This window comes from Mesorhizobium sp. Primo-A (assembly GCF_003997175.1).
Lineage (GTDB): Bacteria > Pseudomonadota > Alphaproteobacteria > Rhizobiales > Rhizobiaceae > Mesorhizobium > Mesorhizobium ciceri.
This window is the reverse complement of record NZ_RZTG01000015.1, coordinates 110,638-130,562: the sequence shown is the minus strand read 5'-3', so window position 1 is coordinate 130,562 and position 19,925 is coordinate 110,638. Positions and strand designations below refer to the sequence as shown.

Here is a 19,925-nt window from a genome sequence, read left to right as displayed (position 1 = left end):
TACAGCCCATAGCGTCATGTCAGGGAGGAACGCATGGTCGGCAATGCCGTGTTCCGCGTAGAGGGACTGAGGAAATCCTTTGGCCATAACGAGGTGCTTGGCGGCGTCTCGCTGGAACTGCATGCCGGTGAAGTGACCGTGCTGATGGGCGCCAACGGCGCCGGCAAATCCACCCTCGTCAAGATCATCTCTGGTGTCTACGAACGCGGCGGCGGGACGATGGCGCTCGCCGACCAGGATTTCGCGCCGAAAACCCCGGCCGAGGCGATCCGCGCCGGCGTCGTCACCGTGCATCAGAACATCAACGACGGTGTCGTCGCCGATCTCGACGTCGCCACCAACCTGACGCTGGACCGGCTGAGCGGCAGCGGTGCGCCGACCCTGTTCAATCCAATGCGCGTGCGGCGAGAGGCCAAGACGGTTGCCGACCGCATGGGGCTGGCCATCGATTTGAAGGCGCGGGTGAGTGATCTTTCGCTGGCCGATCGTCAGATGGTGGCGATTGCCCGCGCGCTGGCGCACAAGCCGAAAGTGCTGATCCTCGACGAGCCGACCTCATCGCTCTCCAGCGCCGAGGCTGATCGGCTGTTTGCCCTGATCGACAGGCTGCGCGAGCAAGGCGTGGCCATCCTCTACATCTCGCACCGTATGTCGGACATAAGGCGGCTGGCCGACCGCATCGTATCCATGCGGGACGGGATCATCTCAGGCATTTTCGACAAGAAACCGCTCGACTATGAAGGCGCGGTCAACGCCATGCTCGGCCGCAAGATCCATCTCGACCGGATTGTTGTCAGGGATTCGGCCAATGCCGTCTTCAAGATAGACGGTCTGCGCATCGCACAAGGCGCACGGCCGATCTCGCTGACGCTCGGCGACGGTGAGGTCGTTGCCATCACCGGCCTCGTCGGCGTCGGCAAGACGGCGCTTGCCGAGACGCTGTTTGGCGTGCGCCAGCCGCTGGCCGGCACAATGACGCTGAACGGCAGGCCTTATGCGCCTGAAACAGCCGGCGAGGCGATCGCCGCCGGCGTGTTCCTCGTTGCCAAGGACCGCGGCGAGAACGGCATCGTCGGCGGCTTCAACATCCAGGAAAATATCAGCCTGCCGTTTCACAAGCGCATGTCACGTTTCGCTGTTCTCAAGCGCCGTCTGGAACGCGCCACGGCGCGCCGGCAGATCGAGGAGCTGGGCATCGTCTGCCGCTCCGAGAAGGACGAGATGTCGGAGCTCTCCGGCGGCAACCAGCAGAAGGTGATGGTCGCCCGCTGGATGGCCCAGCATGCGAGACTGTTCATTCTGGACGAGCCGTTTCAGGGCGTCGATATTTCCGCCCGGCGCGACATCGCCGCCAAGCTCAGGGCCAGTGCAAACGGACGCGCCACGCTGCTGTTCGTCACCGAACTCGACGAGGCGCTGGAGACCGCCGATCGCATCCTGGTCATGTCGGAACAGACCATCGTCGGCGAGCACCGCAATGCCGATGTCGATCTCGACCGCCTGTTGGCCGAGGTCGCCGGCGGGCCGCTGCACAGTGCCGCCTGAGCGCGGGCGTTAGGAATGGGAATGGAAAGAGCATGGGTTCGGATTGGCTAAAAACGGCAGCAGCGCGCGGGAGCGCCGAATGACATTGCGCGACCACGCCATCCGCTACGGATTCATCGTGCTCTTGTTCGGGCTCGTCGCCTATTTCTCGATCGCCGCCGACGGTTTCGTTTCGCCGCAAAGTGCGGTTTTCATCTTCCAGTCGGTCGCCATCACCGGCGTGCTGGCGCTCGGCGTCACCGCCACGCTGGTCGTCGGAGGTTTTGATCTGTCGATCGGCTCGGTCGCCACCTCAGCCATGATGGCGGCCGCCTATGTCATGGTGGTGCTGGAGCAGAACGCCCTTGTCGCGGTCGTCGTCTGCCTGCTCATCGGCGCCATCGTCGGCCTGATCAATGGCTGGCTGATCGTCTACATGCGTGTGCCCGATCTGCTGGCGACGCTCGGCATGATGTTCCTGCTCGTCGGCCTGCAGCGCATTCCAACCGAAGGCCGCTCGATCGCCACCGGCATGACCATGCCTGATGGTTCGGTCGCCAACGGCAAATTCTCCGACGCCTTCCTGGCGCTTGGCCGCCACCGCTTCGACTTCTTCATCCCGAACCTCATTCCAGTGTCGGTGGTGGTGCTGCTCGTGCTCGCCGTGCTGATCTGGTTCTTCCTCGAATACACCCGTTTCGGCCGCATGATGTATGCCGTCGGCAGCAATGAGCGCGCCGCCGAACTCGCCGGCGCGCCTGTCAAGGCATACAAGATCTGGGCTTACGTCATTTCAGGTGTTTTTGCCTCGATCGGGGGCATTTTGCTCGCTGCCCGGCTTGGACGCGGCGACATCGCCTCGGGTAATAATCTGCTGCTCGATGCGGTTGCCGCAGCGCTGATCGGCTACGCGGTGCTGGGTGCCGCCAAGCCGAACGCCTTCGGCACCGCCATCGGCGCGCTGTTCGTCGGCATCTTGCTTCAGGGCCTGACGATGATGAACGCGCCTTACTACACGCAGGATTTCATCAAGGGCGTGGTTCTGGTCGTCGCCCTTGTCTTCACCTTTGCGCTTTCGGGCAGGGGCAGGAGATAGCTTTCGACCGGAACAGGATTTTCGAGTTCAACAAGAGTGGAGGAAAACAAAGTGAGCATTACAAGAAGACTTCTGGGGAAGGTGGCGCTCGGATTGGCCGGCGCAACTATGCTGATGCAGGTCCCGGCTTTTGCCGCGGACAAGCCGGCGCCCTTCGACAAGCCCGGCGTCAAGATCGCGCTGGTGCGCTATCTCTCGACCGGCGACTTCTTCCAGGCCTATCTCTCGGGCGTCGAGGCGCAGTCGAAGGCGCTCGGCATCGACCTGCGCGTCCTCGACAGCCGCCAGGATGCGGCTCTTCAGTCCGACATGGTCGACCAGGCCATCGCGCTCGGCGTGCAGGGCATCATCATCCAGCACGGCCTGACGGAATCGATGAAGGACGCCGCGCAGCGTGCGGTCGACGCCGGCATCAAGGTTGTGGCCTTCGACGTCAATGTCGAAAACCCCAAGATCCCGCAGATCGAACAGTCCGATCGCGACCTGGCACGCCTCGCGCTCGAGCAGGCGGTCAAGGACAATGGCGAGAGCTGGAATGCCGGCTATGTCTATGTCGCCGGCATCGCGCCGCTCGACCGCCGCAACGAGACCTGGGTTGACGTCAAGAAGAAATATGCCGGCATCAAGGAAGTCGCGATGTTCGGCACGCTCGACAATCCGATCGCCAACTCCGTCGCCAACCAGGCGCGTTCGGTGCTGACGGCGCATCCCGACATCAAGGTGATGTTCGCTCCCTATGACGAATTCGCCAAGGGCGTGAAGATCGCTGTCGACGAAGCGGGCTTGAACAAGGGCATCAAGATCTATTCGGCCGACATTTCGACCTCGGACATCGCTGCGATGCGCGAGCCCGACAGCGCCTGGGCCGCGACCGCCGCGACCAACCCGGCCGTCGTCGGCCAGGTCTCGGTGCGTGCGCTGGCACAGCTGCTGGCCGGTGAAGACCCCGGCCACAACGTCGTCGTGCCGCCGACACTGATCACCCAGAAGGACCTCATCGACAAGGACATCAAGAACATGGAGGACCTGTCGGCCAAGCTGCCGCAGTTCGCCCACGCCGATGTCGCGATGCCGGCCTGGATGCCGAACCCGAACGCCAAGTAACTTTCGCTATCGAAGGCCGCCTGCAGCCGCTTGCTGCAGGCGGCCTTTTTGCTGAATATCTGCAGCCGGCGCCAGGCTCCGGCCCAAGGTTCGGTGCGTATATGGAAGCTCAGGCGGCAATCGAGGAAAACCTGTCCGGCGCCGTCGCCGGAACCTTGTTTCGATGCCCGCAGGCCACCACGGGTGTCGTGGTGTTGGGTGGGTCGAGTGGCCGCGTCGATGTCGGGCGCGCACGGCTCTTTGCAAACGAGGGCTCGTCGGCTTTGGCCCTGCAATGGTTCGGCGGTGAGGGCCAGCCTCCCGGAATATGCGAAATTCCCCTCGAAACCTTCTTCGCGGCAACCGATTGTCTCCTTGAAACAGGATGCCACCGCATCGTCTATGTCGGCACATCCAAGGGTGCCGAGGCCTCACTGCTTGCGGCGGTCCATGACCCGCGCATCGACGCTGTGGTCGCCATCAGCCCGTCATCGGTGATTTGGGGAAATATTGGTGCTGGCCCGGATGGCGTCAGCTGGCCTGAACGATCCTCATGGTCGCTCGACGGAATCCCCCTGCCGTTTGTGCCGACGGATCCAAACTGGACACCAGAATACGTGGATGGCTTGGTATCCTACAGGGGACTCTTCGAACATTGCTTGAAAACCTTCAGGCAGGAAGCGGCTGCGGCGACCATCCCCGTTGAGACCGCATCGGCCGAGATCCTGCTGGTCGCAGGCGGCGACGATGCGCTGTGGCCCTCGCTATGGTTCGCGACAGAAATTGTTCGGCGGCGCAGCGAAGCAGGCAAGATCACACATCTCGTGTCATCGCCGGATGCGGGGCATCGCATTCTCTTGCCTGGCGAGAACACACCACGCTCGACATTGCATGCACATGGCGGCAATGACGAGGCCGAATCACGGTTGGGCAGAATGGCGTGGGAAGGCATCCGAGAACTGCTGTAGCTGCAGATCCCGAATACCTTCGCCTGTTTTGCGTCAGTCTCGGCCGGTTTCCCTACCGCATCGCTGCCGCGATATTGCCGCCGTCGACGGTCGTCACGTCGGCGGTGGTGCGGTCGGCCAGCGCATGATGCAGGAAGGCCTGCGCCACGTCCTGCGCCGTCACTTCCTGGCCGAGCAGATTGCCGGACATGTAGTCCTTCTCCGACACGCCGCGCGCGCCTGAGCGGCTGGCAATCATGGCGTCGGTCAAAAGGCCCGAGCGGATGCGGTCGGCGTTGACGGCGTTCGAGCGGATGCCATGCGCGCCATAGTCGAGCGCGTACTGCCTGGACAGGAACAGCGTCGCCGCCTTCGGCACGCCATAGGCGCCGAACTTCGGGCCGGGGTTGACGGCCTGCTTGGAGGTGTTGAACAGAAGCACGCCGCCTGTGCCCTGTTCGAGCATGATGCGCACGGCGTTCTGCGCCACCGATTGGTGGGCGAAGAAATTGAGCTCGAAACTCTTGCGCAGGAGCGCGTCGTCAAGCTCGCCGATGCGGCCTTCCCAGGCGGCGCCGGCATTGGAAACCAGGATGTCGACACCGCCGAACACGGCGACCGCTTTGTCGAAGGCGGCACGCACCTGTGCCGGGTCGGTGATGTCTGCGGCGACGCCGATCGAATTGTTGCCGGCTTTCTTCGCTGCATCGGCGGCTTTTTCGGCGTCGAGATCGACGACGACGGCATGGGCGCCATTGTCGGCGAACAGCTTTGCCGTCGCTGCACCGATCGCGCCGGCACCGCCGGTGATCAGCACCACCTGGCCGGTCAGCGGCTTCGGCTTGTTGGAGGCGAGCTTGGCCTGTTCCAGCGACCAGTATTCGAGCGGGAACAGGTCGGCCTTGGAAAGCGGATGGAACCGGCCGACGGCCTCGGCGCCACGCACTGCCTCGATCCACATCTCACCGACATCCGACGCGATCTTCGCGTCCTTCAGGGTGCGGCCGTGGCCGAACATGCCGAGGCCGGGCACCAGCGTCAGCCGCGGCATCTGGTCGAGCATGGTGCGCTTGACGTCGTCGAGCGCATCATTGGTTTCGAAATAGGCGCGATAATCCTTGGCGAACGCGTCGACATGGCTCTTGATCACCGCCTTGTAGTCGCCGGCCTTGTCCGCGTCGGGCGCCGGCAGCGCCATCGGCCCGGTCTTGATGCGGATCGACAGATCGGGCGTCGAGACGCCGCGCCCGGCATAATCGGCGATCTCGGCTGAATTGATGAAATCGACAATTGCCGGCGAAGTGCGGAAATCGCTGACCATTCGGTCGAAGCGGCCTTCGCCGCGCGCTACCGCCACCGCGCCGCGCAGCATCGGCGCGATCGACGCCGGCGTCGCGAGCTTTGCTGGCAAGGCTGCCTTTGCCGCCTTCGGCTTGCCACTTGCGGCAATGAAGTCCTCGGCGACGTTCACATAATGGATCATCCGGTCGTAGGCCTGCTTCGCATCGTCGCCGAAGGTGAAGATGCCATGCTTGTCGAGGATCAGGCCCTCGACATCAGGATCGGCGTCGAAGATGTCGGCAGCCGCCTTGGCGAGGTCGAAGCCGGGCATGATGTAGGGCACATAGCCCATCTTGGCGCCGAAAACCGTGGTCACCAGCGGCTTGGAGTCCTCCTGGTCGACGATGGCGAGAATGGCGGTCGAGTGCGTGTGGTCGACGAATTTGTGCGGCAGGAAGGCATGCAGCAGCGTCTCGACCGACGGGTTGGGCGAGGACGGATCGATGAGGTTGACGCGTTGCAGGGCAACCATGTCCTCGTCGGCCAGCCTGTTCAGCGCGCGCGCCTTGAGCAGCGGCTTGAGCTTGACCGCCGGCAGGCCCTGCGGCTCGATGACGCCCATGTCCCAGCCGCTGCCCTTGACGCACAGCACGTCCCACTGGTCGCCGACGAGGTCGGTTGCCGTCGTCTTGCAAGAGGTGTTGCCGCCGCCATGCAGGACCAGCCGTGGTTCGCCGCCGAGCAGCCGGGTCGTGTAGACGCGCAGCGCCAGGTCGCGGCCGACACCCTTTTTCGCGTAGTCTGCGACGAGTTTTTCGGCTGCTTCGTCATTCCACAAATTCTTCATGTTCGCTTCGTCCGGTTGTTTGTCTTTGATGGTGAAACAGCAATGCCGCGACGCTTTGATGACAATGCGCCGGCGACGGAGAGGGGATTTCCTAGGAGGCCTTTTCTGTCGTGGCAGCCGCATGATCCAGGAGCCGCTGCGCCATGTGTGCGCCGACCACCAGATGCGTGCAAAGGCCGCCGGCGATCGCCGCGAGCAGCGGTTCGAACTTGCTGTCCTCCTGCACCACCACCAACCGCCTGGCGATGGCGCGCAGCGAGGCAAGCTCGGCGGAGATCACCCGCCTGTTATAACTGCAGTCGAGCACCTTGCCCTCGGCGTCTATGATCTGCCCGGCAATCACGCCGGCAGCGCCTTGGCTGCGCAGATCCGCCATTTCGCTTGGCGTCAGCGCGCCGCATTTGACCAGATGGCTGTCGGCGTCGACCGCGCCGACCGAGTATAACGCCAGGTCGCATTCGCCGACACCCGACAATTGTTCCCGGATCACCGGCTCGGCACGCAGCGCACGCGCAAGTTCTTCCGTAGACAGCACCAGCGGCGCGTAGAAATTGAGCCCTTTGGCGTTGAGCCGCCGCGCGATTTCCATAGTGCATTGGTCGGGGCGATAGGAATAGGGCGCGCCGAGATTGCCGCAGAGCTGCACCACCGTGACATCCTGCAGGTCGGCATAGGACATGACGTCGGCAATCATATAGACGGTGCGGCCCCAGGCGACGCCGATGCGGTCGCCCTTCTTGACCAGTTCGAGAAAGACGCTCGCCGCCAGCACGGCGATTTCCGTCGACGGGTCGGCAATATGATCATTCTCCGGCGCGATCCAGACGGCGTCGAGGCTCAGCGCATCCTCGAGCTTGCGCGCCAGCACGTCGTCGGTGAAAAGCTGGGTCGAAGTCGAGATGTTGACGATGCCGGTCTCGCGCGCCTTGCGCAGGTACATGGCGACCGAGGCACGGGAAATGTTAAGCTGGCTCGCCACCTGGTCCTGCCGCAGGCCATGGGCATAGTAGAGCCAGGCGGCCTTGTGGATGAGTTGTTCTGCCGGTCGGATCGCCATGCCGTCTCCTCAGCTGACATTATTCACGGCTCTCGACAAAAGTCAAACTGGGCAGAGGTATGCGATGCTCCCGCTTGCGCCGAATCTGGTTCATCATTGTGCCGAATGCGCTCTGTCGTGGCATCGTTTGTGGTGACGCGGCCCGAGCCTGTGATTAGAACGTCTGAAAGAAAATCGCGGGGAGCATGGGATGGGCAATCCTTACGAACAGGATCTCGACAAGAACGCGGCCAACCATCAGCCGCTGACGCCGCTCACCTATCTGGAGCGCGCGGCCAAGACCTATCCCGACCATATCGCCATCATCCATGGCCGCCAGCGCATCGACTATCGCACTTTCTGGCAGCGGTCGCTGAAGCTTGCCTCGGCCCTTCAGAAGCGCGGCATCGGCAAGGGCGACACCGTCACCGTCATGCTGTCAAACACGCCGCCGATGCTGGAGGCGCATTTCGGCGTGCCGATGACCAAGGCGGTGCTGCATTCGCTCAACACCCGCCTCGATGCGGCGGTCATCGCTTTCCAACTCGATCATGCCGAGACCAAGCTGCTGATCGTCGACCGCGAATTCTCCGGCGTCGTCAAGCAGGCCCTGGAACTGGCCAGGGTCAAGCCGCTGGTCATCGACTATGACGATCCCGAATACGCCGCCGACGCGCCGTACCCAAAGGGCGAGCGGGTAGGCTCACTGGACTATGAGGCATTTGTCGCAGGCGGCGACGCGGACTTCGCCTGGTCGATGCCCGACGACGAGTGGGATGCGATTTCGCTCAACTACACGTCCGGAACGACGGGCAATCCGAAGGGCGTCGTCTACCACCATCGCGGTGCGGCCCTGATGGCCTACACCAACACCATCCATGCCGGCATGGCCAAGCACGCGGTCTATTTGTGGACGCTGCCGATGTTCCACTGCAATGGCTGGTGCTTTCCCTGGACGCTCGCCGTCCAGGCCGGCACCCATGTCTGTCTGCGCTGGGTGCGGCCGAAGCCGATCTACGATGCGATCGCCGATCAGGGCGTCACCCATCTGTGCGGCGCGCCGGTCGTCATGTCGGTGCTGATCAATGCCAGGGACGAGGACAAGCGCGCATTTCCGCAGACGGTCACTTTCAACACGGCTGCAGCACCCCCGCCGGAAGCCGTGCTGTCGGGGATGGCGGATGCCGGCTTTGCCGTCACCCATCTCTACGGCCTGACCGAGACCTATGGCCCGGCGGTCGTCAACGAATGGCACGGCGCCTGGGATGATCTCGAAAAGGGCGAGCGCAGCGCCAGGAAGGCGCGGCAGGGCGTGCGCTATGCAGCGCTCGAAGGCCTGACGGTCATGGACCCCGAGACGATGCGGACGACACCGGCCGACGGCGAGACAATCGGCGAGGTCATGTTCCGCGGCAACATCGTCATGAAAGGCTACCTGAAAAACCGCAAGGCGAGCGACGAAGCCTTCGCCGGCGGCTGGTTCCATTCCGGCGATCTCGGCGTCATGCACCCCGATGGCTACATCCAGCTCAAGGACCGCTCCAAGGACATCATCATCTCCGGTGGCGAGAACATTTCCTCTATCGAGGTCGAGGACGCGCTCTACAAGCACCCGTCGGTTGCCTCTTGCGGCGTCGTCGCCAGGCCCGACGACAAATGGGGCGAAGTGCCTGTTGCCTATGTCGAGCTGAAACCCGGCAAGGTCGCGACCGAAGCCGAGATCATCGATCACTGCCGCGCGCTGCTTGCCCGGTTCAAAGTGCCGAAGGCGGTCATCTTCGCCGAAATCCCGAAAACCTCGACCGGCAAGATCCAGAAATTCCGGCTACGCGAGATGGCCAAGGGGGCTTAGCTGCATCGCCACCCATGCTTCGCCTCGACAATTTGTCGCGGGCTTCGTCATCCTAGGGTGTAGCAGTCGCGAGCGACGTCGCGGAAACCCTGGAGCTGCTCCGCAGCCCAAGGGATCCATGCCGTCACCTTGCGGCCGAGCTCCGACAGTCGAGAATGGCGGCTGCAGGCTACAGCTCGCTGACCGGTGTAAACCTGTTGATCCGTCGCACTCTTTGACCAACGTCGCGGCATGGATCCTAGGGTCTGCGCCGCGTCGCTTCGCTCCTTGCTTCGCCCTAGGATGACGAATTCATCAGGGCCAGCCGCTAACGGCGATCGTCGATTCCACCTTCTCACTGTCACCATCTGTCACCATTCGTACGTGTATACCGAATCCGCATTGACAGGTCCTTCTTTTCGATTTACGAGTGATGAAAATCAAAATTCGTCACTCGTAAATCGATAGAGGATCATGTCCGAAGCCGCCACCATAGTCGCCGAAGCCGCCCGACAGGAAAATGTAACGCGCATTCTCGATTGCGCCGAGCGCCTGTTCCGGCACTATGGCTACGGCAAGACCAATGTCGCCGACATTGCGCGTGAGCTCGGCATGTCGCCGGCCAACATCTACCGTTTCTTCGCCTCCAAGGTCGAAATCCACCAGGCCGTCTGCGGCCGGATGCTCGGCGCCAGCTACAAGATGGCCTACGAGATTTCGCGCCTGCCGATCAGCGCCGAGGAGCGGCTCCGGCGCTACGTGCATGCGCAATACAAGATGACGATGGAGGTCATGCTCGACGACCAGAAGGTCCACGAGATGGTCATCGTCGCCCTCGAACGGGATTGGGGTGTGATCGACAAGCATGTCGACAGCATTCACGACCTGTTCGCGGAAATCATTCGTGACGGGATCGAGGCCGGTGAGTTCAGAAAACAGGATCCGGTTATCGCGTCTCGCTGTTTCGGCGCCGCGACCGTCATCCTGTGTCATCCGCAGATGGTGGCGCAATGCCTTGCCAAGACCAACCGGGCAATGCCTGACGACCTCGTCGACTATGCAATCAAGGCCTTGAAGTAGCCTCCGCCCGCCGGGCGCCGGTTTCAACGATTCATCTCCATTTCGGGAGTACGCGCGTGTCTTCGTTCAGTTCAATCATCGGCAGGTTGCCCGCTGTAGGCCCGGTGCTGCTTGTCACCGCCACTCTCGGGCTTGCCGGCTGCAGCCAGGAAAAAACCGAAGTCAAGGATATCATCCGCCCGGTCAAGGTTGTCGAGATCGCGAAGGTACATGACACCCGCACGCTCTCCTATTCCGGGTCGGTGAGGGCCCGCACCGAGAGCGCTCTGGCATTCCGCGTCAATGGCAAGATCACCGAGCGCCTCGTCGATATCGGCCAGCATGTGGCCTCGGGCGATGTGCTCGCCCGCATCGATCCCATTGACTACGACCTTTCGGTCAAGAGCGCGCAGGCAGCGCTCGATGCCGCCGAGCGGCAGGTCGAGACCGTGGAACTCGCCCGCAAGCGTGCCGAGCAGCTTTTTGCCAAGAATTTTGCCCCGAAATCACAGCTCGAACAGGCGACCTTGACCTATGACCAAGCGGTCGCCACCCGTGATTCCGCCCTTTCGACACTGGCTCAGGCGAAGAACCAGGTCGGTTATACCGATCTCAAGGCCGACAGGGATGGCATCGTCACCACGGTCAGCGCCGACGTTGGCCAGGTGGTCGGTTCCGGCACGCCGGTTGTCACTGTCGCTGTCGACGGCGAAAAGGAAGTGCTGATCGCCGTCCCCGAAATGGAAATCGCCGAATTCAAGCCGGGCAAGGCGGTCAAGGCGGGCTTCTGGTCCGACGATGCGCTGGCGCTCGACGGCAAGGTCCGCGAAGTCGCCGGCAGCGCCGATCCGCAATCACGCACCTTTGCCGTCCGCGTCAGCCTGCCCAACGATCCGCGTGTGCTGCTCGGCATGACCGCCAGCATCGAAGCCACGGCGGCCAATGAGCGGCAGCTGGTCTCGATCCCCCTGAGCGCACTGGCCGAGCAAGGCACCCAATCGATCGTCTGGACCGTCGATCGTGGCGCCGACACCGTTCATGCTCGTCCGATCAAGGTTGCCGAGTTCGCCGCCGATGGCGTGCGTGTCGCGGAGGGTTTGAAACCCGGCGATGTCGTGGTCGCCGCCGGCACGCAATTCATGACCGAGAACCTCAAGGTGAAGCTCGCCGGTGATACGGCGCTGCAATCGGCATCCGCGGCGGACGGCGACGCCAAGCAGGTGCGCTGACGACAGACAACCGGCTGCGCGTTCCCGCAGCCGCTGGTTTCCGGGCGGCAGGCGCCCGACCGAGACGCTCGATTGATGTAACCCCCACATCGATTTCGCGTCCCACCGCGATGAGTGCTTCTCCGCTGGGAGAGCCTTGCCGCCCGGAAGCCACTACGAACCCTCGATTTTGTTGCGCTAGATAGATGGACCAGCGTCGATGACCAATTCCACGGAAGAGAAGCGGCCCTTCAACCTGTCGCGCTGGGCAATCGGCCATCCCGCCATTGCGCGGTTCCTGTTCGGCCTGATCATCATTTCCGGCGCGCTCGGCCTGATGCGCATGGGCCAGAAGGAAGATCCCGATTTCACCTTCCGGGTCATGGTCGTCCAGGCGATCTGGCCGGGCTCCTCGATCCAGGAGATGGAAGACCAGGTCGTCAACAAGATCGAACGCAAGCTGCAGGAGACGCCGCATCTCGATTTCGTGCGCTCCTTCACCCGCGCCGGCAGCGCCATCATCACCGTGCAGATCAAGGGCGACACCAACACCGCCGAGGTGACCGACGCGTTCTACCAGGTGCGCAAGAAGGTCGGTGACATTGCCGGTGACTTGCCACAAGGTCTGCTCGGCCCCTATTTCAACGACGAATTCGGCGACACCTTTATCACCCTGCATTCGATCAGCGGCGACGGCTTCAGCTATCCCGAGCTGAAGAAGTTCGCCATCCAGGCGCGCGACATGCTTTTGACGACGCCCGGCGTCGAAAAAGCCGTTATCATCGGCGACCAGCCTGAAAAGCTCTATATCGACGTCTCGTCCAAGGCCCTGGCCGAACGGGGCCTGACGCTGACCGATCTGCAGAATGCGATCAAGGGACAGAACAATGTCGACCCGGCCGGCTCCGTCGATACCGGCACCAACTCGGTGCGCATTTCCGTCGAGGGCGATGTCGGCAAGGTCGAGGATATCAGGAACCTGCGCCTGCGCGCCGGCGGTCAGGTCACGAGGCTGGGCGACATCGCCACGGTGAGTTCGGGGTTGCAGGATCCGTTCCAGCGAAAGTACCGCTTCAACGGTCACGACAGCGTGCAGTTGGGCGTCGTCATGGCCAAGGGCTTCAAGGTTACCGATGTCGGCAAGGATGTCGAGGCCACCTACAAGCGCTTCGAAGAGGCGCTGCCCTACGGCGTTGCGGTCGACCAGATCTCCGACCAGCCGGGCGTCGTCACCGATGCGGTGGCGGAGTTCATGCATGCGCTTGGCGAAGCGTTGCTGATCGTGCTCGTGGTCTCGTTCCTGTCGATCGGTTGGCGTTCCGGCCTGGTCATCGCCATCGCCATCCCGCTGGTGCTGGCCGCGACCTTCGCCATCATGTACGAGCTCGGCATCGACCTGCAGCGCATCTCGCTCGGCGCGCTGATCATCGCGCTCGGTCTTCTGGTCGACGACGCGATGATCGTCGTCGAGATGATGGAGCGCAAGCTGGAGGAGGGAATGGTCAAGGTCGAGGCGGCGAGCTTCGCCTATTCCTCGACCGCCTTCCCGATGCTGACCGGCACGCTGATCACCACGGCCGGCTTTATTCCGGTCGGCTTCGCGGCCTCGACCGCCGGCGAATATGTCCGCACGCTGTTTTATGTCGTCGGCATCGCGCTGATCGTCTCCTGGTTCGTCGCGGTCTATTTCACGCCATGGCTCGGCAACATGATCCTCAAGCAGCGCAAGCATGCCGGCAGCCATCACGATGTCTTCGACACGCGTTTCTACCGCCGGCTTCGTGCCACCGTCAGCTGGGCCGTGCGCCATCGCATCATCGTCCTGGTGATGACGCTGGTCACCTTCGGCACCAGCCTGTGGGCTTTCCAGTTCATTCCGCAGAACTTCTTCCCGCAATCGTCGCGGCCGGAAATCCTCGTCGACCTTTGGCTGCCGGAAGGCACCAGCATCAAGGAAGTCGAGGCGCAGGCCAAGGCGCTCGAGACCAAGATGATGGACGACAAGGACAAGCGTTTCATCGCCACCTATATCGGCGAGGGCGCGCCGCGCTTCTTCCTGCCGCTCGACCAGCAGCTGAGCAACCCCAACTTTGCCCAGTTGCTCGTCATGGCCAATGACGAACCGGCTCGCGAGCGTCTGATCGTCAAGTTGCGCACCGTTCTGGCGCAAGACTTCCCGTCCATCCGTGCCAAGGTCGATCGTCTGTTCCTCGGTCCGCCGACCGGCTGGCCGGTGCAGATGCGCGTCATGGGGCCGGATCGCCAGGAGGTGCGCCGCATCGCCGACCAGGTGAAGGCGAAGTTCCGTGAAGATCCGCTGCTTGGCGCCGTGCATGATGACTGGCTGGAGCCGGTTCCGGCGATGAAGCTGGTCATCGACCAGGATCGTGCCCGCGCACTCGGCGTTACCTCGCAGCGCATCCGCCAGATGCTGCAGGCGACGATGTCCGGCGCGCCGCTCGACGACTTCCGCGACGGCGAGGAGACGGTGTCCATCGTCGCCCGCGAGCCGAATGCCAGCCGCAGCCTGCTGTCCTCGGTCGACTCGGTCTATATCCCGACCGACTTCGGCGGTTTCGTGCCGCTGTCGCAGGTGGCCAAGGTGGTGCCGGTGCTGGAGCAAGGCATCGAATGGCGCCGCGACCGCCTGCCGACCATCAGCGTGCGCGCCACCTTGCCCGACGGCGTGCAGTCCAACGACGTCGTCACCAAGATGTACAACGACATGAAGGACCTGCGTGCGGGTCTGGCGCCCGGTTACAAGATCGAAATCCAGGGCGGTGCGGAGGATTCGGCGGAAAGCCAGGCTTCGATCGCCGCCAAGGCACCGATCATGCTGGCCGTCATTGTCGTGCTTTTGATGATCCAGCTGCAGAACTTCGGCAAGGCGATGCTGGTGCTGGCGACCGGTCCGCTTGGCATTATCGGTGCTGCCGCGGCACTCCTGATCAGCGGTGCGCCGTTCGGCTTCGTCGCCATTCTCGGCGTCATCGCGCTGCTCGGCATCATCATGCGCAACTCGATCATCCTGGTCGACCAGATCGACCAGGACATCGCCGCGGGCATGGACCGCTACGAGGCCATCATCGGTTCGGCCGTTCGCCGTTTCCGGCCGATCACGCTGACGGCGCTGACGGCGGTGCTGGCGCTGATCCCGATCTCGCGCGGCGTCTTCTGGGGTCCGCTCGCCTACGCCATGATGGGCGGCATCCTGGTTGCCACGGTGCTGACCATCCTGGTCCTGCCGGCCGGTTACGCCCTGTTCTTCGGCCGGGAGCCGAAAAAGCGCGGGGCGGAGGGACGGACGGACGATCTGGAACTGAGCCAGGAAGCCGAAAAGCCGCAATTGGCGCTGGCCGCCGAATAGATCGATCACGCCAGTCGAAAAGGATCGGGCGCGCCGAAGCGCGCCCGATCCTTTTTATTTTTATGAGGTCAGATGACGAAGAACCAGTTGGCGAGCAGCATCACCACCACGCCGGCGACCAGCGTCAGATAGGGCAGCATGCCCGCCTTTTTGACCGAGAGGTCGGCCCCCGTCATGCCGAGATCGGCCAGCATGTGGTCGGGGAACTTGCCCTTGTCCTGAATGTAGTGTCGGAAGCAGAACACCGGGATGATCAGCGCTGCCGTGATCAGGCCGGCCCACAGCGCCATCGGGTTCCATACCTTGGCACCGGCGCCCATGAAGATCGCGTTGACATAGGCGAAGATCGCCCCGATCCCGAGCAGCCAGCTCGGCGCCTTCCAGGGCCGTGCGATATGGCCGTTGTCGATGCGGTGGATCCAGCCGGCGTTGAGGTTGAGGAAGTTGAAGATGATGTAACCGCAATTCGACACGGCGAGGATGAAGAAGAAGCTCGTCGCGTCGGCCGAGGCGATGGCCAGCACGATCAGGTTGAAGACGAGATCGGTCCACATTGCCCGTGTCGGCGCACCATGTTCGTTGACATGGCTGAGATAGCGCGGCAGCCAGCCGTCGACCGAGCCCTGGTAGAGCGTACGCGAAGAGCCGGCCATGGCCGTCATGATGCACAGCACCAGCGCCAGGATCATCAGCATCACCAACAGGCTGTGGACTAGCGCGCCGCCGCCGACCATGCCGGCCAGCGCGTCGGCGACCCCGGAGCCGTCGACGATCGGCGTCGCCAGCATACCGTTGAGGCCAAGCACGCCCTGGAAGGTGAACGGCACCAGGATGAACAGCAGCATGCACAGAAGGCCGGAATAGAAAATCGCCTTGAACGTGTCGGTGCCGGGGTTCTTGAACTCGGATGTGTAGCAGACGGCGGTCTCGAAGCCGTAGGTCGACCAGGCGGCGATGAACATACCACCAAGCACCAGCGTCCAGCCGGCGATGTTCCAGGCACCGGGCTCGGGCGCGTAGGCTGCGGCCAGCGGCACCAGCGGCGAAAAATTCGCCCAGTTGATCTGGCCGGTGACGATCGGCACCACGCCGACGATCAGCATCGGGACGATGACCAAGAGGCCGATATATTTCTGCACATTGGCGGTGCCGAGAATGCCGCGATGCTGGATCGCAAAGATGATCAGCATCAGCACTGCGCCGATAAAGAAGGTCGCGTTGAAGGTGAACGAGACCGGTCCCAGCGTGTGGCTGTAAAGCGTCCAGTTGCGGATTGCCGGCGTCGCCGCCGCGGTCACCGCTGTGATGGCGTCGGCGGCACTCGTCCCGGCATGCGCGGCGATATAGGCGACGACATCGGGTGAGGTTTCGGTGAACAGCGGCACTGGCGCCAGCGCGTTGAGGATGTAGGCGGCGGCGATCGAGCAGCCGAGCGACAGCACCGGCGACCAGGCGAACCAGTTGCACCAGACAGACAGCGGCGCGATGAACTTGGAATAGCGCAGCCAGGCGGTGGCGCCGTAGATCGACGCGCCGCCCGACTTGTTCGGAAACAGGCCGGCGATTTCGGCATAGGTGAAGGATTGCAGGAAGCCCATGATCATGGAGAAGATCCAGATCGCGAAGGCCAGCGTGCCGGTCGTGCCGGCAATGCCGCCGATCGAGAACAGGACCAGGGCCGGCACGCCGCTCGCCACCCAGAAGGCGCCGCGCCAGTCGATATTTCGGTGCAACTTGCCTTCGGCAAGCGGCTCCAGGACAGTCGTTATCGTGCTCATATGTCTTTGTTCCCCATTTTGATGTTCCCCGTTCGTGACGGCCGCGACTTCGCGAGGCTTCATCATCGACGCATGCTTTGGGCGGCTGTCGGTGTTTCCACTCAGTCGCATTTTTTTCTTAACAGTGAAGATTGATCCGGCGCGCTTTCAGGTCAAGCGATTTGTCGCGCCGTGCACATCACGCTTGCGAAACATGTCGGCTTCACACTGCCGCGGTGGGATTGTTCGGAAAAGGACCAAGGGTCAGGAAGCGAAAACCCGCCGGAGGCGGGTCGCGGCGCAAATCAGCACCATGGACGAATATGTAGCATAGCTGCCCTCAGCAGGTCAAGAAAAAATTCCTATCACGAACTGCAGCACGGCCTCACTGTCTTGGGAGGGAAGGGCCGTCAGGAACGCGGTTTGGTCTTTTGCGGATCGTAGTGGGCGAAGGCGACGACTCGCGCCGGCAGCCGCTTGGCATGGCCGTCGAGCTTGCCGATCTCGACCTCGGTACCGACAGCCGAATGGGTGACATCGAGCCTGGCCAGCGCGATGGTCTTGTTCAGCACCGGCGAGCGCATGCCTGACGTGACCACGCCGATCTGGGCACGGCCGACATGCACGCAATCGCCATGGCCGACGTCGACATTGGCGTCGATGTCGAGACCGACCAGCTTCGTCTGCGGGTGCTCCTTGCGGCGGATCAGCGCCTCGCGGCCGACGAAATCGTCGGTCTTGCTCTTCAGCGGCACGGTGAAGCCGATGCCGGCCTCGAACGGATCGGTCTGGTCGGAAAATTCGTATCCGGCGAAGATCAACCCGGCCTCGATGCGCACCATGTCCAGCGCCTGCAGTCCCATCGGCTTCAGCCCGTGAGGCTGGCCGGCTTCCCAGATGGCGTCGAAGACTTTTTCGGCGTCGCGCGGATGGCACCAGATCTCGTAGCCGAGCTCGCCGGTATAGCCGGTGCGCGAGACGACGACCGGAATGCCGTTGCCGCCACCAATGCGGGCGACGGCGAAGCGGAACCATTCGAGTTCGTCGATCGACGGCTGCAGCGGCGAGGTCCAGATCACCTCCCTGAGGATGTCGCGGCTCTTCGGTCCCTGCACGGCGACATTGTGCATCTGGTCGGTGGAGGAACGCACAAGGACATTGAGGCCGAGTTTTGTCGCCGTCTCGCGCAGCCACTCGCCAGACAGATCGTCGCCGCCGACCCAGCGGAAATTGTCCTTGCCCAGCCGCAGCAGGGTGCCGTCATCAATCATGCCGCCATGCTCGTAGCACATGGCCGAATAGACCACCTGGCCAACGCCAAGCTTCTTGACGTCGCGGGTCAGCGTGTATTGCAGCAGCGCTTCGGAATCCGGGCCGGTGACCTCGAACTTGCGCAGCGGCGACAGGTCCATGATCACCGCGTCTTGGCGGCAGGCCCAGTATTCGGCGATCGGCCCGTCCTTGGCGAAGGAATTGGCGAGCCAATAGCCCTTGTACTCCTGAAAGTTGCGGGTGTGCTTGGCAAAGCTCGAATGAAAAGCGGTCTCGCGGGTCATTTTCGGTTCCGAATCGGGCGTCATGCGTCTGGCGATCGCTCGCGAGAATTTGTGCTGGCCGGAATAGGTCCGCACATGGATGTCGGTCGGGTTCCAGCCATTGGCCGGCGTCGTGTCGTCGGGGCAGGCGGAGGAAACGCAAACGATGTCGGTGAGCGCCCTGAGCAGCACATAGTCGCCCGCCCGCGACCACGGCTCGTCGGACACCATGACGCCATGCGCGTCGATCGCCGTGTTGAAGAAGAAGTTGATCGCCATCCAGCCCGCGCGGGGATTGACGCCCTTGCCGGCCAGAGCGCCGTTGAAATTCTCCGAACAGTTGGTGTGTCCGGGATAGCCGATGTCGTCGTAATATTTGGCGGCGCAGGCGAGCGCGAAGGCGTCGTGCCGGCCGCATGTGTCCTGCACCACCTCGACCAGCGGCTCCATGTCCTGGTCATAGTATTTGGAATGCAGGCCGGGCATCGGGTAGCTCGCACCCATGAGCGTGCGCGTCGTCGTCACGTCGAGCGGATGATCCAGTCCCCTGTCCAGCTTGCGCGCCGAAAAGCACTGGAAATCGGTGCATTGGCGCCCGTCGACATCGATGATCTGCAGATAGTCGCCAGCCCCAACGAAATAGGCCTCCGCGGTCGCCGAATGGACGCGCAAATCGAGCACCGGGTCGGCAAGCGGATCAGCCAATACCGATTTCGCCGCCGGGCGGATCGTGGCGCGGCGAACGAAGACGGTCAGCGGTGTCGCCGTGTCATGACCATCGACCAGCATCGGCCCGCCGGGGGCGGCAATCAGCACCGCACCATCGCGTGCGACGGTGAAAGCCTGCTCGGTGCCGGCCGGTGTCGTGACGCCGAACACCCGCACCGCCCTGGCGTGGTCAAGCTGCACCTGCCGGCGGGCGAGCCCGCTCCGCAGGGATGCGAGACTGTCGTCGCCCTCTATGAGCAGCGCTTTGATGCCGGCAGCGTTGCTGTTCGATGCTTCACCAAAAATGCCGGGATCGGTCGCGCCGGTCCTGTCCCAGGCCAGAAGTTCGCAGGCCTGGCCGCCTTCGACATTGCGCACGGTGATCGCGTCGCCGGCCTCGATGTCGATCAGCACCGCGCCGTTGCCCTGGATCGTATAACGCTCCATGCCCGGCGGCAGCGCGATCTGGCCCGGCCTCAGGATGAGGCTAGGCTTGGGCGGTCCGGCAGCAATTGCGGGGTAGGGCGACTGGCTCATCTCAGCCTTGCGGTTCGAGAAACAAGTTTGCCTGTGCGTGAAATTATTTTAGCAGCAAGAATAGCAGTGCGGTTGGGTTTGGCAAGGCGGAGGTGGCGCGCTTTGCCTT

At 63.0% G+C, this 19,925-nt stretch carries 12 protein-coding genes; 8 read left to right on the top strand and 4 right to left on the bottom strand.

The window, feature by feature from the left end; genetic code table 11:
• Positions 1–33 precede the first annotated feature (33 nt).
• From EOC83_RS26290 to EOC83_RS26275, 4 genes are all read left to right on the top strand, one after another.
• Entirely contained in the window at positions 34–1,545 is a 1,512-nt protein-coding gene (locus EOC83_RS26290) for a sugar ABC transporter ATP-binding protein (RefSeq protein ID WP_063167607.1), read from the top strand.
• A gap of 79 nt (positions 1,546–1,624) precedes the next feature.
• On the top strand, positions 1,625–2,620 hold the full coding sequence (locus tag EOC83_RS26285; RefSeq protein WP_013532921.1) for an ABC transporter permease: 996 nt from the start codon (positions 1,625–1,627) through the stop codon (positions 2,618–2,620).
• Positions 2,621–2,671: 51 nt separating this feature from the next.
• A complete protein-coding gene (locus EOC83_RS26280; protein WP_023808755.1) occupies positions 2,672–3,724 on the top strand; it encodes a substrate-binding domain-containing protein in 1,053 nt (350 codons plus the stop codon).
• A 101-nt stretch (positions 3,725–3,825) separates the two neighbouring features.
• Positions 3,826–4,671 (top strand): acyl-CoA thioester hydrolase/BAAT C-terminal domain-containing protein, encoded by an 846-nt coding sequence (locus tag EOC83_RS26275; RefSeq protein WP_063167608.1) that lies wholly within the window; start codon positions 3,826–3,828, stop codon positions 4,669–4,671.
• Positions 4,672–4,723: 52 nt separating this feature from the next.
• Here the strand turns inward: EOC83_RS26275 and EOC83_RS26270 are convergent, their stop codons facing one another.
• Complete coding sequence (locus EOC83_RS26270) at positions 4,724–6,778, bottom strand: bifunctional aldolase/short-chain dehydrogenase (protein WP_063167609.1); 2,055 nt, start codon at positions 6,776–6,778, stop codon at positions 4,724–4,726.
• 91 nt (positions 6,779–6,869) lie between these two features.
• Complete coding sequence (locus EOC83_RS26265; RefSeq protein ID WP_013532917.1) at positions 6,870–7,835, bottom strand: sugar-binding transcriptional regulator; 966 nt, start codon at positions 7,833–7,835, stop codon at positions 6,870–6,872.
• A 190-nt stretch (positions 7,836–8,025) separates the two neighbouring features.
• Here EOC83_RS26265 and EOC83_RS26260 point away from each other — a divergent pair, with 190 nt between their 5' ends.
• From EOC83_RS26260 to EOC83_RS26240, 4 genes are all read left to right on the top strand, one after another.
• The gene (locus tag EOC83_RS26260; protein ID WP_063167610.1) at positions 8,026–9,666 is read left to right on the top strand and encodes an acyl-CoA synthetase; all 1,641 of its coding nucleotides are present in this window, start codon (positions 8,026–8,028) and stop codon (positions 9,664–9,666) included.
• Positions 9,667–10,119: 453 nt separating this feature from the next.
• On the top strand, positions 10,120–10,725 hold the full coding sequence (locus tag EOC83_RS26250; protein WP_013532915.1) for a TetR family transcriptional regulator: 606 nt from the start codon (positions 10,120–10,122) through the stop codon (positions 10,723–10,725).
• A 56-nt stretch (positions 10,726–10,781) separates the two neighbouring features.
• On the top strand, positions 10,782–11,933 hold the full coding sequence (locus EOC83_RS26245) for an efflux RND transporter periplasmic adaptor subunit (RefSeq protein WP_063167611.1): 1,152 nt from the start codon (positions 10,782–10,784) through the stop codon (positions 11,931–11,933).
• A gap of 199 nt (positions 11,934–12,132) precedes the next feature.
• Complete coding sequence (locus tag EOC83_RS26240) at positions 12,133–15,279, top strand: efflux RND transporter permease subunit (protein ID WP_013532913.1); 3,147 nt, start codon at positions 12,133–12,135, stop codon at positions 15,277–15,279.
• Positions 15,280–15,347: 68 nt separating this feature from the next.
• Here EOC83_RS26240 and EOC83_RS26235 read toward each other — a convergent pair whose 3' ends face one another.
• Together EOC83_RS26235 and EOC83_RS26230 are read right to left on the bottom strand one after the other, a co-directional pair.
• Entirely contained in the window at positions 15,348–17,057 is a 1,710-nt protein-coding gene (locus EOC83_RS26235) for an APC family permease (RefSeq protein ID WP_024502584.1), read from the bottom strand.
• A 389-nt stretch (positions 17,058–17,446) separates the two neighbouring features.
• Positions 17,447–19,816, bottom strand: a complete 2,370-nt coding sequence (locus EOC83_RS26230; RefSeq protein WP_063167612.1) for an aminomethyltransferase family protein — start codon at positions 19,814–19,816, stop codon at positions 17,447–17,449.
• Positions 19,817–19,925: the final 109 nt, after the last annotated feature.

Coding starts and splice junctions, on each gene's coding strand:
- EOC83_RS26250 (WP_013532915.1), top strand. CDS start 10,120: ATGTCCGAAGCCGCCACCATAGTCGCCGAAGCCGCCCGACAGGAAAAT.
- EOC83_RS26275 (WP_063167608.1), top strand. CDS start 3,826: ATGGAAGCTCAGGCGGCAATCGAGGAAAACCTGTCCGGCGCCGTCGCC.
- EOC83_RS26270 (WP_063167609.1), bottom strand. CDS start 6,778: ATGAAGAATTTGTGGAATGACGAAGCAGCCGAAAAACTCGTCGCAGAC.
- EOC83_RS26285 (WP_013532921.1), top strand. CDS start 1,625: ATGACATTGCGCGACCACGCCATCCGCTACGGATTCATCGTGCTCTTG.
- EOC83_RS26230 (WP_063167612.1), bottom strand. CDS start 19,816: ATGAGCCAGTCGCCCTACCCCGCAATTGCTGCCGGACCGCCCAAGCCT.
- EOC83_RS26240 (WP_013532913.1), top strand. CDS start 12,133: ATGACCAATTCCACGGAAGAGAAGCGGCCCTTCAACCTGTCGCGCTGG.
- EOC83_RS26235 (WP_024502584.1), bottom strand. CDS start 17,057: ATGAGCACGATAACGACTGTCCTGGAGCCGCTTGCCGAAGGCAAGTTG.
- EOC83_RS26265 (WP_013532917.1), bottom strand. CDS start 7,835: ATGGCGATCCGACCGGCAGAACAACTCATCCACAAGGCCGCCTGGCTC.
- EOC83_RS26260 (WP_063167610.1), top strand. CDS start 8,026: ATGGGCAATCCTTACGAACAGGATCTCGACAAGAACGCGGCCAACCAT.
- EOC83_RS26290 (WP_063167607.1), top strand. CDS start 34: ATGGTCGGCAATGCCGTGTTCCGCGTAGAGGGACTGAGGAAATCCTTT.